This window comes from Janthinobacterium sp. GMG1, assembly GCF_034427795.1.
In the GTDB taxonomy this organism is placed as follows: domain Bacteria; phylum Pseudomonadota; class Gammaproteobacteria; order Burkholderiales; family Burkholderiaceae_D; genus Janthinobacterium.
The window spans coordinates 54,500-70,152 of sequence record NZ_JAXQNT010000016.1 but is presented as its reverse complement, the minus strand read 5'-3'; the positions used below and the strand labels follow the sequence as shown (position 1 = coordinate 70,152).

Annotated in this window: 12 protein-coding genes; 7 read left to right on the top strand and 5 right to left on the bottom strand. The window is 62.4% G+C overall.

Translation table 11 applies throughout. The annotated features are described in order from the left end of the window. The first annotated feature begins 22 nt into the window (after positions 1–22). The 4 genes from SJI03_RS27325 to SJI03_RS27310 all read left to right on the top strand — a co-directional run bounded on the left by SJI03_RS27325 (position 23) and on the right by SJI03_RS27310 (position 4,516). A complete protein-coding gene (locus SJI03_RS27325; protein ID WP_322429281.1) occupies positions 23–712 on the top strand; it encodes a hypothetical protein in 690 nt (229 codons plus the stop codon). Positions 713–825: 113 nt separating this feature from the next. Then, the gene (locus SJI03_RS27320) at positions 826–2,277 is read left to right on the top strand and encodes an alkaline phosphatase (protein WP_416208793.1); all 1,452 of its coding nucleotides are present in this window, start codon (positions 826–828) and stop codon (positions 2,275–2,277) included. Between the two features lie 29 nt (positions 2,278–2,306). After that, on the top strand, positions 2,307–3,716 hold the full coding sequence (locus SJI03_RS27315; protein WP_416208792.1) for an alkaline phosphatase: 1,410 nt from the start codon (positions 2,307–2,309) through the stop codon (positions 3,714–3,716). Between the two features lie 74 nt (positions 3,717–3,790). Continuing rightward, the gene (locus SJI03_RS27310) at positions 3,791–4,516 is read left to right on the top strand and encodes a hypothetical protein (protein WP_322429280.1); all 726 of its coding nucleotides are present in this window, start codon (positions 3,791–3,793) and stop codon (positions 4,514–4,516) included. Between the two features lie 68 nt (positions 4,517–4,584). On the opposite strand, the gene SJI03_RS27305 is transcribed toward SJI03_RS27310, so the two are convergent. From SJI03_RS27305 to dprA, 3 genes are all read right to left on the bottom strand, one after another. After that, complete coding sequence (locus tag SJI03_RS27305) at positions 4,585–7,248, bottom strand: DNA topoisomerase III (protein ID WP_035824548.1); 2,664 nt, start codon at positions 7,246–7,248, stop codon at positions 4,585–4,587. A gap of 273 nt (positions 7,249–7,521) precedes the next feature. Then, positions 7,522–7,986, bottom strand: coding sequence for a DUF494 family protein (locus tag SJI03_RS27300; protein WP_099379960.1), 465 nt, complete (start codon positions 7,984–7,986; stop codon positions 7,522–7,524). A 94-nt stretch (positions 7,987–8,080) separates the two neighbouring features. Continuing rightward, complete coding sequence (gene dprA / locus SJI03_RS27295) at positions 8,081–9,184, bottom strand: DNA-processing protein DprA (protein ID WP_322429279.1); 1,104 nt, start codon at positions 9,182–9,184, stop codon at positions 8,081–8,083. 300 nt (positions 9,185–9,484) lie between these two features. Here dprA and def point away from each other — a divergent pair, with 300 nt between their 5' ends. From def to SJI03_RS27280, 3 genes are all read left to right on the top strand, one after another. Next, positions 9,485–10,027, top strand: a complete 543-nt coding sequence (gene def / locus SJI03_RS27290) for a peptide deformylase (protein ID WP_099379962.1) — start codon at positions 9,485–9,487, stop codon at positions 10,025–10,027. Positions 10,028–10,124: 97 nt separating this feature from the next. Beyond that, positions 10,125–11,081, top strand: coding sequence for a methionyl-tRNA formyltransferase (gene fmt / locus SJI03_RS27285; protein ID WP_322429278.1), 957 nt, complete (start codon positions 10,125–10,127; stop codon positions 11,079–11,081). 30 nt (positions 11,082–11,111) lie between these two features. Continuing rightward, on the top strand, positions 11,112–12,014 hold the full coding sequence (locus SJI03_RS27280) for a LysR family transcriptional regulator (RefSeq protein ID WP_322429277.1): 903 nt from the start codon (positions 11,112–11,114) through the stop codon (positions 12,012–12,014). Here SJI03_RS27280 and SJI03_RS27275 read toward each other — a convergent pair whose 3' ends face one another. Then, positions 12,015–12,422, bottom strand: coding sequence for a tautomerase family protein (locus SJI03_RS27275; protein ID WP_176389135.1), 408 nt, complete (start codon positions 12,420–12,422; stop codon positions 12,015–12,017). It lies immediately after the preceding gene. A gap of 158 nt (positions 12,423–12,580) precedes the next feature. Then, entirely contained in the window at positions 12,581–15,046 is a 2,466-nt protein-coding gene (locus SJI03_RS27270; protein WP_322429276.1) for an IPT/TIG domain-containing protein, read from the bottom strand. Positions 15,047–15,653 lie beyond the last annotated feature (607 nt).

Genomic DNA, 15,653 nt, shown 5'->3' with positions numbered 1-15,653 from the left:
TTCCCACTCACCGATGAAACCCATGCTGCGCACCCTCTTCCTTTCCCTCTTCCTTTCCCTCTTCCTGCTCGCCTCCAGCCTCGCCCACGCCACGCCCCTGACCTGGGGCTTGCACGGCATGGTGCTGTTTGGCGGCAAGCAAGGACTGTATGCCTCGCACCTGCCGATGTTCCATGCGCCGCACGATTACCAGGTGGTGCTGCAAGTGCGGCTGGCCGATCCCGCACTCGATGCGCGGCTGCGCCAGCAGCTCGATGGCAAGACCGCCCTGTGGACCCTCGAGCCGGAGCGCTTCGAGCTGGCGCGCCTGCTGCCGGCCGCGCCGCTGCCGCTGCGCCAGTTCCGCGCGACGGTGGTGCGCGGGCATTTCGAGAAAGATGGAAAAGCCGAACCCGGTTACGGCGCCGCCGCCATCATCGTCGAGCGCGTCCTGCTGATGCGCCGGTTGTCGCCGGCGCCAGCCAGCAGCGCCAGCGCGCGCTACCTGCAGGTGGGCGACGGCACGCAGCGCTTCCTCGTCAAACGTATCGACAGCCGCCCCGATTTCGAGCATATCGTCGCCTGGAGCAGTCCTGCTCAGGCGCCGCACGGCGACATCGTGGTGGCCAAGTCCGGCATACGGCAAACCCCGATCGCCGCCCTGCGCGCGCAGCTGGGAAAAACGGCGCGCTTGCGCGGCACGCTGTACTTTTCCACCGAGGACGTGCGCTAAAACAACACGACCGGGGACGCGTACCGGCGTGGCCAAATGTGTCACAGCGTCATGAGGGTGTCACATTGGATTGTTATCTTGCTAGCTCTTTCAAACCTAGCCGGATGAACCACATGACACGCAGAAAAATTTCCGTCGCTGGCTGCAGCGTCGCCATCACCCTGATGCTGGCCGCCTGCGGCAGCGATGCAAAAAAAGAAGAAGTAGTGGCTGAAGCGCCGCCGAAAAACGTCATCTTCTTCCTCGGCGATGGCATGGGCCTGACCACCATGACGGCAGCGCGCATCTATTCGGTGGGCGAAGACGGTTCGCTGACCATGGACACCCTGCCGGAAACGGCCTTCGTGAAGACCTTCTCGAATGATGCGCAAGTGACGGACAGCGCGCCATCGATGGCCGCCTACATGACCGGCGTCAAAATGAACAATGAAGTCATCTCGATGTCGGCCAACACGGTCGCCATCGATCCTGGCACGGATGCGAACGGCAACAAGCTGGTCAACAAATGCGGCACCGGCAACGGCACGCCCGCCACCACCCTGCTGGAACTGGCCAAGGCCAAGGGCTTTGCCGCCGGCGTCGTCAGCACGGCGCGCGTGACGCACGCCACGCCGGCCGCGACCTATTCGCACATCTGCCACCGCGACCTGGAAAACGATATCGCCGCGGCCCTGGTACCGGGCGGCACCGGCTACAACAGCGCGCTGGGCACCTCCGGCCTGGACGTGGTCCTCGGCGGCGGCGCACAATTCTTCAAACCGTTCAAGGATGGCGGCAAGCGTTCCGACGGCCGCGACCTGCTGGCCGAACTGAAAGCGAAGAGCTACACAGTGGCCAACACGGGCGCCGACTTCAAGGCCGTCGATGCCGCCAAGACGGAGCGTTTGTTCGGCGTGTTCACGTCCAGCCACATGAGCTACGACCTGGACCGCGATGCAGCCAAGGAACCGAGCCTGGCGGAAATGACCACCAAGGCCATGGACGTATTGGCCAAGAACAAGAAGGGTTACTTCCTGATGGTCGAAGGCGGCCGCATCGACCATGCGCTGCATGAAACGACAGCCAAGAAAGCGCTGCAAGACACCGTCGCCTTCGACAACGCCATCAAGGCCGCCATCGAGAAAGCCAAGCTGACCGACCCGACCCTGGCCAATACCCTGATCGTCGTCACGGCCGACCATGACCACACCCTGGTGCTGAACGGCTACGCCAAGCGCACGGGCAAGACGGCCGCCGGCAACCCTGGCGTGCTGGGCGTGGTGAAGAACTACGTCACCGGCGCGGTCGAAAAAGACCTCGATGGCGCACCGTATTCGATCATCGGCTTCGGCAATGGCGAAAACCGCACGCAATCGAGCCGCGCCGCCATGGCCAGCCTCGATGAAACCGTCACCAGCGCCAATACCTACCACCAGGAAGCGGTGATACGCACGGCGGCAGGCAACGAAACCCACGGCGGCACCGACGTCTTCCTAGGCGCCATCGGCAAGGGTTCGGAAACCTTCCTGGGCACCATCGACAACACCAAAGTATTCGGCCTGGTCAAGACGGCCGGCGGTCTGTAATCCCCAAGAGACAAGAATTGGACAAGCATATGAAACCAGCATTGAAATCCGCCTTGAAACTGTCGCTGCTGACCACGCTCGTGGCCGCCAGCGTTGCCAGCGCCTACGCCGCCGACGCCAAGAACGTCATCTTCTTCCTCGGCGACGGCATGGGCCCGTCCGTCGTGACGGCGTCGCGCATCTACCAATACGGCGAAAACGGCAGCCTGACGATGGACACGCTGGAGCGCACGGCGCGCATCAAGACGTTCTCGAACGATGCGCAAACGACGGACAGCGCGCCATCGATGGCCGCCTACATGACCGGCGTCAAGATGAACAATGAAGTCATCTCGATGGCGCAGGAGACGGTCGCCAAAGAGCCCGGCCGCGACGCCAACGGCAACCTGGGCGTGGACAACTGCCCGGCCGGCGGCAAGAGCGCGCCAACCATCCTGGAACTGGCGAAAGCCAAGGGCAAGGCCGTGGGCGCCATCACCACCACGGAACTGACGCATGCCACGCCGGCGACGACGTTCTCGCACATCTGCAACCGCAATGCGCAATACGCGATCGCCGCGCAAGCGACGCCAGGCGGCACGGGCTACAACACGGCGCTGGGCGACGGCGTCGACGTGCTGATGGGCGGCGGCCGCAACCACTTCACGCCTTGGTCGGCCAGCAACAAGTATGGCCGCGCCGATGGCCGCAACCTGTTGACGGAATTTGCCGCCAAGGGCTACACCGTGGCCGCGACGAAAGCGGAAATGGCGGCGGCGCCTAGCGGAAAAAAATTCATCGGCCTGTACAGCACCCGCAGCCACCTGGAATATGAACTGGACCGCACGGCCACGCCACCGCTGGGCGAAGGCGCGACCCAGCCTAGCCTGTCGGAAATGACCCTCAAGGCCATCGACTTGCTGTCGAAAAACGCGAATGGCTATTTCCTGATGGTTGAAGGCGGCCGCATCGACCACGCCTTGCACGGCATCAACGCCAAGCGCGCGCTGACGGACACCATCGCCTTCGACGACGCCATCAAGGCCGCCATCGCCAAGATCAAGGAAACCGATCCGACCCTGGCCAATACCCTGATCGTCGTCACGGCCGACCATGACCACACCCTGGCCTTCAACGGCTATGGCAAACGCGGCAACAATATCCTCGACATCAACCGCGGCTACAAGGATAACCAGCCGAGCAAGGATGCCGATGGCAATACCTACACCACCCTGGTGTTCGGCAATGGCCCGAACCGCCCTGCCCTGCGCAGCAACGTCGACAGCGCCACGGCCCTGAAAGACAACTACCTGCAAGAAACAGGCGTGCGTCTGGCCAGCGAAACCCACGGCGGCGGCGACGTCAAGCTGCTGGCCACGGGCGCCGGCGCAAAACCCTTCAAGGGCACCCTGGACAACACCAAGGTGTTTGACTTGCTGAAGGCAGCGTTCGGCTTCTGATCCACATCAACACGGCAACCCCACCGGGGCGGATGGCGCAAGCCCTCCGCCCCTCTGCACGTAAAGGCAACACCATGAAATCGTCCCTGATCGCCATCCTCCTCGCCGCCGGCTTTGCCGCCAGCGCGCAAGCCGCCCCCGCCACGCCATCCGCTCCTGCCGACCTGGACATGGGCATCACCTATTACAGCCGCGTCCTGACGCCGGAAGGCGTGACGCGCGAGAGCCGCTACGAAGAAAAGATGCTGCGCCGCCCCGGCCACGTGTGGGTCGAGCGCGTACTGGCGCCATCGACCGATGCGCATGCGGGCCACAACCATGGCGACAACAGGAAAGTGGCGCTGAAGGCCACGCAGCATGAACACAAGCACTTCAATCCCGTGCTGATCCCGCGCCACGTGATGCTGGAAAAGAACACCGTGCGCGTGGAATACATCGATGCACATGACAAGATCGTCGTCGCCATCCCCAAGGCCGAGTACGAAAACGTGAATTTCGACGGTTCCTGGGAAAACAGTTTTTACCTGCTGGACCCGAAACTGGTGGCCGCCATGCCGCTTTCGAAACAGGCATCGACCGTGACGGGCGCGCGCTGGCGCGAAGTGGAAAAGAATGGCGTGTTCCAGCGCATCCTGTGGGATGAGCAAAAACAGATTCCGCTGGTCATCGAAAGCGGCGATCGCGCGAATACCTTCTATCGCCGGGTCGACGTCAAGCTGCAGCCGACCGTCAGCAAGGCGCAGCCGTGGGCGAATTTGCAGAATTACGCGCAGCGCGAGTATTCCGACTACCTGGACTAAGCGCCAACTAAAGTCGGGACGTAAAAAAAGCCAGGGACATCCCTGGCTTTTGTCTGGCTGAGGCTAGATTACTCCGCCGCAGCCGCTTTCTTCGCCGGCGCCTTCTTGGCGGCCGGCTTTTTCACGGCCGCAGCTTTCTTCGCTGGCGCTTTCTTCACGGCAGCCTTTTTGACCGCCGTTTTCTTCGCTGGCGCCGCGCCTTCTTCGCCTTCGGCCTCAACGGCTGCCGCCTTCGTCTTCGCGCCCGGCTTGGCCTTGCGCTCTTCAAACTCGAAGCTCACCTTGCCATCCTTGCCGCGCACGAGGAAGGCCTTGAACGGACGACGGGTACGCTGGGATACGAACCCAGGCAACAGGTCCGTCTTGCCATCGTTGAGCAGTTTTGCCATTTGTTCCGGCAAGATTTCCTGCTGCAAGATGATGCGGCCGCTGCGGAAGTCGCACGTCTTCGGCTTGGCCATGCTGTGTTCGCATACATAGGCCAGGCCCATTTCGTACACGCCGGCATTGCACTTGGGGCAAGGTCCCACGGGCGTCTGGCCCGTGAAATCGACGCCTTCGCCATCTTCGCTCTCGTCGTTCTGGCCGAAATCGAATTCCAGCTTGAAGTTCTTGATCTCTTCATCGCGCACGATGCGCAGGATGGCGGCGAACGGACGGCCCATCTTCGAGCGGAAACCTTGCAGCGGGCCGATGGTACGGTCCTTCAGCAATTGCTCCACTTCGGCGATTTCGAACTGGCGCGAACCAGGCGTCTTGCTCATCGAGAATTCGCACTTGGTGCAGGCGAAACGACGGTAGTTTTCCTTTACCACGCCGCTGCAATTCGGGCATGGCGTTTCCAGCGTCGCGTAGTCGCCGGGGATCGTGTCGTTATCGTATTCCTTGGCGCGCTTGACGATGATTTGCGTCATCTGCGCGATTTCACGCATGAATTCTTCGCGCGAAATCTTGCCTTTTTCCATCTGCGACAGCTTGTATTCCCACTCGCCCGTCAGCTCCGGCGCCGTCAATTCATTGACGCCCAGGCCTTTCAACAAGGTCATCAGCTGCGAGGCCTTCGCCGTCGGAATCAGTTCGCGGCCTTCGCGGATCAGATAGCGTTCCGTCAGCAAGCCCTCGATGGTGGCCGCGCGCGTCGCTGGCGTGCCGAGGCCCTTGCCAGCCATCGCATCGCGCAGCTCGTCGTCGTCGATCAGCTTGCCGGCGCCTTCCATGGCCGACAGCAAGGTCGCTTCCGTGAAGCGCGCAGGCGGTTTCGTTACCAGGCCGTTGGCGTTGACGCTTTCCGTCTGTACTTTCTCGCCCTTGGCCACTGGCACCAGATTGCCGTTGCCATTGCTTTCCTTGTCGGCGTCCGTCGAGGCTTCCTTGCCGTAGATGGCCAGCCAGCCCGGATTGGTCATGACCTTGCCTTCAGTCTTGAACTGATGGCCGGACACTTCCGTGTAGCGCGTGGTGACCTGGAATTCCGCAGGCGGGAAGAACACGGCCATGAAGCGGCGCGTGACCAGGTCGTACAATTTTTGTTCCGGCTCGGACAAATTCTTTGGCGCGATCGTCGTCGGGATGATCGCGAAGTGATCCGAGATCTTCGTGTTGTCGAAGATGCGCTTGTTCGGCTTGACCCAGCCCTTGTCGATGATCTGCTTGGCGAACTGGTGGTAGTTGCTGTTTTCCTTGACCGTTTCCAGCGCCTGCAGCACGGTCGGCATGTAGTCTTCCGGCAGGTGGCGCGAATCGGTACGCGGATACGTCAATACCTTGTGCTTTTCGTACAGCGCCTGGGCCAGACCCAGGGTATTTTTAGCGGAGAAGCCGAAACGCGAGTTTGCTTCGCGCTGCAGGCTGGTCAGGTCGAACAGGCCCGGCGCCATCGAGGTGGTCGGCTTCGATTCTTCCGTGACGATGCCCTGGCGGCCGCGGCAGGCGGTGGCGATCGAATCGGCAGCCGTCTTGCTCCACAGGCGCTCGGCGCGCTTCTCGGGATCGTTCTCGTCCTTCTTGAATTTCGTGTCCAGCCAGCGGCCTTCATAGATACCGGCCGCGCAAACGAATTCGGCGCGCACTTCCCAGAAGTCGCGCGGCACGAATTTTTTAATTTTATCTTCGCGTTCGACGACGATGGACAGGGTTGGCGTTTGCACGCGACCCACGGTCGTCAGGTAAAAACCGCCTTCTTTCGAATTAAACGCCGTCATGGCACGCGTGCCATTGATGCCGATCAACCAATCGGCTTCCGAACGGCAGCGGGCCGCGTCCGCCAGCGGCAGCATTTCTTCGTCGCTGCGCAGGTGCGAGAAACCGTCGCGGATGGCGCCTGGCGTCATCGACTGCAGCCACAAACGCTTGACCGGTTGCTTGGCTTTCGCGTTTTGCGCGATCAGGCGGAAAATCAGCTCGCCTTCGCGCCCCGCATCGCATGCGTTGATGAGGGTGGTAACGTCTTTGCGTTTGATCAGCTTGTTTAATACTTTGAGGCGCGCTTCCGTCTTGGCGATCGGGTTCAGCGCGAAATACGGTGGAATCATCGGCAAGTGCGCGAAACTCCATTTGCCGCGCTTCACGTCGAATTCTTCCGGTACGGCGATCTCCAGCAAGTGGCCGACCGCCGACGACAGGACGTATTCATCCGATTCAAAGTACTCATCGTGCTTGGTGAAGCCGCCAAGCGTCTTCGCGATATCGTTCGCGACAGAAGGCTTCTCGGCGATGATGAGGGTTTTTGTCATATTTTTTAGTCTCGAAAAATGCTCTAGGATAGTTTCAGCATGCGCATCATACAGTGCATTGCCAGGCGCCGACGCTTTTGTCTGCGCAAGGCCTTGTGACTTGTGGTCTTGTCAAGCGGCCAATGATAAGCGCCTATTGAAGAATTCGGCAAGTTATCTGCAAGCAAGAATGCGCCAGCGCAAATACAATGGGCTGGCGGGCGCGGTGCCGCAGCATATAGTAAGGGAGATGGCGCGGCAGTGGCGCCAGGTGCGGCCAAGGGCGTTTATATATTAGTGCAGCAGGCGCGGCGGCAGATCTTCATCGTCGACAAACAGGTCGTCGAACATCAGGGCGTCCGGTTCCTTGCCCTGGCTCCACAGCAGCATCAGCACGATGACTTTCAGCTTGCCCAGCGACACGGGCGCCTCGTCGAGCGCCAGCGCCCGTTCGATGACGATTTCGCGCTGCAGCGGCGACAGCACCTTGGCGCTTTCGAGGAACTGGATGAAGCCGATGGCGGCCGTACCCAGCACGTCGCTTTCCTGCTGCACATAAAAGCGCGTGCCCGTGGAACTGGCCGTCAGGGTGTGTTCGACGCCGGCCATGGCATTTAAATCCGTCAGCCACACGAGCGCTTCGGAAATCTCCACGTCGTCGAAACCGACGGCCGACAGTTTGCGCGCCAGGACTGCCGGCTCGGGGCAGGCATCGGGGCGATAGTAAGTCTCGTAGAGGTACACCAGGATATCGAACATGGCTCTACTCTATCAGCTAAGTTCGCTGCGACACAAGGGTGCGCGCCGACAAAGCGCCGCCGTGCGGCAAGGCCGCCACACAAGTGACAAGCTGTCATTTACAGCGTTGAAACAGTCCCCCGGGCAAGCGTTCCACCCGGCCCGCCAGCTCCAGCGCCAGCAATTCGCCCATCAGCGTGCCCATGGCCAGGCCGCTGCGCGCGGCCAGGGTATCGGCATCGAGGGGATCGTGGCCCAGCGCGGCCAGCAGCGGCGGTTCGTCTTCCACCGTTGGAGGTACGTAGGGAGCACCGCCCAGCCATTGCAGCTCCTGCAGCACGTCATCGGCCGACTCGACCAGCTTGGCGCCTTGCTTGATAAGCGCATGGCAACCCTTGGCCAACGTCGCATGGATGGAGCCGGGCAAGGCATACACATCGCGCCCCTGCTCGCCCGCCAGGCGCGCCGTGATCAATGAACCCGATTGCGCGGCCGCCTCGATCACCAGCACGCCGCGCGCCAGGCCGCTGATCAGGCGATTGCGACGCGGAAAGTTACCTGGCATGGCGGGTAAGCCCAGTGCGTACTCGCTGACGATGCAACCCTGTTCGGCGATTCTTTGCGCCAGATCAAGGTTACGTCGCGGGTACACCAGATCGGCGCCCGTGCCGATCACGGCCACCGTACCGCCCGCGCCGCGCAAGCCGCCCTCGTGCGCGTGCGTGTCGATGCCCAGCGCCAGCCCGGAAATGATGGTCAGGCCTGCCGCGCTGAGGGCCTGCGCAAAGGCGTCCGCATTCTGCATGCCTTGCGCGCTGGCATTGCGGCTGCCGATAATGGCCACGCCGGGACGCGACAGCAATTCCGCCCGCCCCCGCACATATAACAACAGCGGCGGATCGGCGATTTCCAGCAACAGGGGCGGATACGCGGCATCAGCCAGGGTCAGCACGGCGTTGCCGGGCCGCTGCAGCCATTGCAGGGTGAGATCGAGCTGGCTGTTGGCCACCGGCTTGGGCGGCTGCACGATGGCGCGCGCCGCGCTGGCCGGCACCACTTCGCGCAGGGCCTCGAATGATGCGGCGAAGATGGCCGGCGGCAAGCCGAAGCGGGCCAGCAAGGCGCGCGCCGCCACCGGCCCCACGCCGGGCAGATGCTGCAGGCGCAGCCAGCCCGCCAGTTCCGTGGCCGTGTCTGCCATCGTGGCAAGTGCATGCATGACAACCTCACTGTGTACTGTGCCATCCCATGCTAGCGCCATGGCGCGCACGCGATACCGACGCGCGCAAGAATGCGTGCAATGGCCGTGCAAAACGGTCCCTCCTCCACAGGAGCATGGGCGTCTGTGATAAAATTTCCCTTTGCAGCAAACGATTAGCGCACTGGCAAACGCATCTGCCGCGTCGTTGTGCCATGCGCGCCCAAGGCGTACACAAATAAAATAGCCCTGCCATCGTTCGCATGGCCCAGGCATGAATAATCCGGCGCACCGGCGCCCACCTTAACCAGTCGAATCCGTATGTCCATATTAAATATCCTGCGTTACCCCGATCCTCGCCTGCACACGATCGCCAAGCCCGTCACCGAATTTGACGCGCGCCTGCAAACCCTGATCGATGACATGGCTGAAACCATGTACGACGCCCCTGGCGTTGGTCTGGCCGCGTCGCAAGTGGACGAACACATCCAGATGATGGTGATCGACACCACCGAAGAGAAAAACCAGCTGCAAGTGTTCGTCAACCCGGAAATCACCTGGGCCAGCGAGGAAAAGCAGGTCTACGACGAAGGCTGTCTGTCCGTGCCTGGCGTCTACGACGGCGTCGAGCGCCCGGCCCGCATCAAGGTGCGCGCCCAGGACCGCCACGGCAAGCAGTTCGAACTGGAAGCCGATGGCTTGCTGGCCGTCTGCATCCAGCATGAGATGGATCACTTGCTGGGCAAGGTATTCGTCGAATACCTGTCGCCGCTCAAGCGCAACCGCATCAAGACCAAGATGATCAAGGAAATCCGTGGTCTCGAGCGCGAAGCGAGCTTGCGTGCACAGAACCGCCGTTTCTAAGCTACTGCTGATAGACTAAGCAGCAACAGTAGTCGTCTTACCACGCCAGCCTGGCGCCCTCGGGCGCGGGCCTGCGCACCTCACGTCAAGGAACCATATGAAAGTGATCTTCGCAGGCACGCCTGAATTCGCCGCCACGGCCCTGAAAGACTTGCACGAAGCGGGATTCGAGATTCCGCTGGTGCTGACCCAGCCCGACCGCCCTGCCGGACGCGGCATGCAATTGCACGCCTCGGCCGTCAAGCAGTACGCACAGCAGCACGGCATCGAAGTGCTGCAGCCCTTGTCCCTGCGCATGGACAGCAAGGACCCGCAGCGCGCCGCCGAAGCGAAGGCGGCCCACGAGCGCCTGCTGGCCACGGACTACGATGTCATGGTGGTGGCGGCCTACGGCTTGATCTTGCCTCGCAGCACGCTCGACCTCAAACCCTGCATCAATATCCACGGTTCCTTGCTGCCGCGCTGGCGCGGCGCCGCACCGATCCACCGCGCCATCGAAGCGGGCGACGATGAAACGGGCGTGACCATCATGCAGATGGAAGAAGGCCTCGATACGGGCCCCATGCTGGCCATCGAGCGCACGCCCATCGAAGCGGGCGACTCCACCGCCACCCTGCACGACAAGCTGGCCACCCTGGGCGGCAAGATGATTGTCGAAACCCTGCGCAAGATGCAGCAGCAACCGCTCGAAGCCGTGCCGCAGCCGGAGGCGGGCGTGACCTACGCGGCGAAAATCGCCAAGGAAGAAGCGGCGCTCGATTTCAGCTTGCCGGCGCTGGAGCTGGGCCTGAAAATCCGCGCCTTCAATCCGTTTCCCGGCGCCTGCGGCCAGGTCGATGGCACCACCATCAAGATCTGGGCCGCCGAGGTAATCGAAGCGGACAGCAAGGAAGCGCCCGGCCAGGTGCTGGCGGCCGACGCCCAGCACGGCATCGTCGTCGCTTGCGGCAATGGTTCCCTGCGTCTGACGGAACTGCAAAAACCGGGCGGCAAGCGCCTGCCTGCTGCCGAGTTCATCAAGGGCTTCCCCCTCGAAGGCAAACGCTTCGTTTAAGCCGGCAATCGCTACCGGCGGCACGCGCCCATGGACCAGCTGACCGCCCTGCGCGCCTTGCGCCGCGTCGTGGAACTGGGCAGTTTCACGGCCGCAGGCGCCGCGCTGGGCATCTCCCACTCCATCGTCTCGCGCCAGATCCGCCAGCTGGAAAGCCAGCTGGGCGCCCAGCTGCTCAACCGCACCACGCGCCGCTTCGCCCTGACGGCCGCCGGCCAGGAATACTACCTGGCCAGCCGCGACATCCTCGACGCCCTTGACGCGGCCGACCGCGCCGTCGCCATGCACCAGGCGCAGCCGTCCGGCAGCCTGCGCATCAATGCGCCGATGGCTTTCGGCACCCTGGAACTGGCCGCCTGGCTGCCCGATTTTTCCCGCCTATACCCGCACATCCACATCGACCTCGTCTGCAATGACCGCATCGTCGACCTGATCGACGATGGCTTCGACGTGGCGCTGCGCCTCGCGCGCGGCTTGCCCGATTCCACCCTGGTGGCGCGCCAGCTGGCCAGTAGCCGCACGGTGGCCGTCGCCTCGCCCGCCTACCTGGCGCGCCATGGCCATCCGGCCACGCCGCAAGAGCTGGCGCAGCACAATTGCCTGATGTACACGTCCGGCGACAAGCCGGCGGAGTGGTCGTTCACGGATAGCGATGGCGCCGCGCACAAGGTGGCCGTGCGCGGCAGCCTGCAAGCCAATACCAGCGTCGCCTTGCGCGAGGCGGCCGTGGGCGGCATGGGGATTGCCGGCGCGGCCGCCTTCATCGTGCGCGACGCGCTGCGCAGCGGCCAGCTGGTGGAAGTGCTACCCGGCTACACCTTGCGTCCACGCACCCTGTACGCGCTGTATCCGCACAGCCGCCAGCTGTCGCCCAAGGTCAGGGCCTTCATCGATTTTGCCGTGCAACACTATCAAGATCGCCGCTGGGATTGATCACGGCTGCTGCAGCACCTTGCGCACGGCGCGGAACTGCTGCGTCAGGCCGCCGTAGCCCCAGGCCGCCTGGCGCGCGTCATGCACGTGGATGTAGCTGACGTCATGCAAGGCGCCGAGATACTCCCGCATGGCGGCGAACACGGCAGCGATATACGCGGCCTTTTCGGCGGCCGTATTCGTTTCATCGCTGATCAGGATATCGAGGAAAAAACTGGCCTTGCCTTGCGCTTGCAAGGATGGCCCGCCGACAAACCAGTGCGCCGCGTCAAGATGGCTGATCGCCACCGACGTCAGTTCGGGCGCCTTGTGCAGCAGCTGCGCCGTCAATTGGCTCAGGGTGGCGGCGATGGCGGCCGACTGGCGCGCATCGGGCGCGGTGGACAAACGCAGGTTCAGGATGGGCATGGGATGCTCCGCAAGTGGATGAAGTCCCATTCTAGGCAGGCGGGATGAGAAATGGCAGCCTGCGCCCGGCACAGGATCTGTGCAGTTTGCGCACGAATGCTGCGCACATAAAAAAAGGGCTTGCCGCGGCAAGCCCTTGTTGCATCCAGCGCCCTGGCTTAGCGGCGCTGCACCTTCATCAGGCGTGCGCCCACGGACGACGACAGGCTGACCTCGAAACGGCCGCCGGCCGGCAAGGCACTCACGTCGACGCTGGCTTTGCCACCCGTCAAGTCAGTGGCGACCACCGTCTTGCGGCCATCGGCGGCCACGTGCAGCACGGCGGCGTACGGTTCCGACTGGGCATTCCAGACCAGCGCCAGCTTGCCGCCGCTTTGTGTCGCATCGAACGTGGCATCGTTGGCGGCGACCTTGCTGCGGCGCGCCGGGCGCTCCAGCTTGGCTAAAGCCTTGCCATTTTGCAGCACTTGCACGTCGCTGATGTCGCCCGGGTTGGCGAAGCTGACGCGGAAATGGCTCATGGCGTTACCGCCATGGTCGGCCACGGAGACGGCATCGAAGGGCAAGTCGATAGTCTGCCCCGACGCCGTCAGCACGCGCAAGGTATAAGCATGGCCGCTGCCACTGGCAGCGACGCCGATGCGCACCGACGAAGCAACGGCAGGACGCAGACCCACGCCCGATGGCGTGATGCGGCCGGAAATCGTCAGATAGCCATTCTCGGCCACGGACATGCTGGCGGCCAGCACATTGCTGCCCGTAACTTGCGTGCTGCGTTTTTCCAGGAATTGCTGCACCCGCGCATAGCTGTAGTCGGAGAACCAGGCGCCGCTGCAATAGCTCATCACGTCCTTCATCGGCGTGTTGCCGTAGACTGCCTTGCTCAGTTGGCCGATGCTGCCCGCGTAGTTGCTGTTGTACAGCGCTTGCGGGCCCAGATCGCCATTGGCATACGGGTAGTCGGGAGCCGCATTGGCTGGACCGCCGCAGGCAACGTGCTGCAGCGAGTGGTTGTGGCCCAGCTCATGCACGAGCGTGGTCAGCCATAGAGGCCATTGATTGCCGAAGGGGTCGACCGCTGCGATGCGGTTGGAATGGGCATCGAGGCCGATGGCCGACGTAAAGTCGCTGCCGCTGCTGCGCTGGTTGATGTAGGCCAGGCCGGCGGCGTTGTTGACGGACATCTTCGGCACGAAACCATAATAATAGGCGCCGCTGTCTTCCAGCGCGCGCTGGTTTTCCAGCTTGCCCAGGGCATCGCTCCACCAGCTGTCGGCCGTGCTGCTGCCTGGCATGCTCAGCGCAGTGCGCGTGGTGATGCTGATATTTTCCGTCGCATACGGATACACGCGCAGCAACGCAGCACGGATTACTTCGGCGTCAGGCAGTTGCGCCACGCCATCATCGGTGCTCAAGGGCACGAGCACCAGACGAATTTTGGCCAGGCTGGCCACCACGGGCGCCGCTTCCTGGCTCACTTGCACGCCGTCATTGCCGACGGCCGTCACGCGCACGCGCACGCCGGGCAAGATCCAGCCGGAAGGCAGGACGGCACTGAAATTGCCGTTGAAACTGTCATCGTTCTTCGTCGCCGGCAAGAGCGCCGGCCCCGTCATCGCGATGCTGCCCAGATTGCTGCCATTGGCGGCCGTCGCATTCAAGGTGACAGCCGGGCTGGTCTGGCCCGCCTGCGTGGCCAGCACGGACACCCGTACGGCGGCCGGCTTGCCGCGCGTCAGGCGCAAGGCCGTATTGCTGGCGTTCAAATTCAGTACTTGCGCGAAATCAATGCTGCCCAGGGTAAAGGCCGACACCGTGCCCGCATTCACGGCGATGCGCGACGCGGCCGACAGCATCACGTTGCCCGTTGCCGAGGCTGGCGCGGACAGCAGCAACTGGCTGGTGCTGGCGCTGACGATGACGGCCGGCGTATTGCCCACCGAAGCCGAGCTGACCTGGTCGAGATTGCTGCCCTGCAGCGTCACCGACAAGGTCGTGCCGTTGACGGCCGATGTGATCGACGTCACCGCCACGCTGGCCAGGACCGTGTATGCGTCGCCGCTGGCGACATCGTTGTAGGGACCGCGCACCGTCAGCGCGCCAGTCGCGGCGCCCGCAGGCACCAGCACCGTCACGCTGCTGGCCGTCTGGCTTTGCGGCGTTGCCGCCGCGCCATTGCCAAACTGCACCGCCGTCACGGCGCCCATGCCGGCGCCCGTGATCGTCACGCTGGAACCGACACCGCCCGTCGCCGGTGCGACGCTGCCCACGCTCAATGGCAGGTACACAGTGACGTTATAGCCGGTGGCCGCCGTGCCGCTGGCGCTGACCAGGCTCAAGGCGCCCGTGACGGGCACGCCCGGCATGGCCAGAGTCACGCTGGTGTCGCTGCTGGCACTGGCGGCAACGTTCACGCCACCCACCTGGAAAGCCGTCACACGGCTCAGATTCGTGCCCGTCACCACCAGGCTGCCACCGATGGCGACATTCGCCGCCGAGACGGCCGTCACGGCGGGAATCAGGACGGGCGTACCCGAGGTGGTCGCCACCACCGTGTCGCCACCACCACCGCCCCCGCCCCCGCAGGCGGACAGGCCCAGCATGACAAACAATGCTACAAGCAAATGGTTTTTCATGGCTGGCAACCATGTTGATGCAGCGCGATGCCGGGGAGGACACGAGATAAATGTGACATATTGGTGACTTTTGGTGAGAATTTAATTTCGAAGAACCAATATTATGGGTTAATTCGATTCCTAAAGACAACTATTAATGCTTTTGATTCAATTGGTTTTGATAATAATTAAAATATCTTCTTGGCAAATTTTATTTTGAGCATTATTGGCTTCACTCTGTATTGGCTTAAATCGAAATTACTTTCCTTTGCAGCTATTGCTATTCGGTTCATTAAAAATATGCTGATATGGCGCAAATAATGTGGAAATTTTTCCACAGCCTAGAGAGCAGTATCTCCCTGCCAACTTTGGCGGAAAAATTAACGTTTTGAGTAAGATTTTCAGGAATGTAATTTTCAGAAACAGGCGTGGCGGAGGGCGATGTGTTGCAATGTGTTGCAACCACGCCTGCCGTGGGGTGAACGGCCGCTTTTGCTTAAAACCAAAGCAGCCTGATGCCGTATAATTTTAGACCCGGTGAAATCAGGCGATTGCCACCTTCTGCCTGCCCTACCCGGCGGGCACTCTCCGTCAGCTGATCCTGCTGGCCGCATCC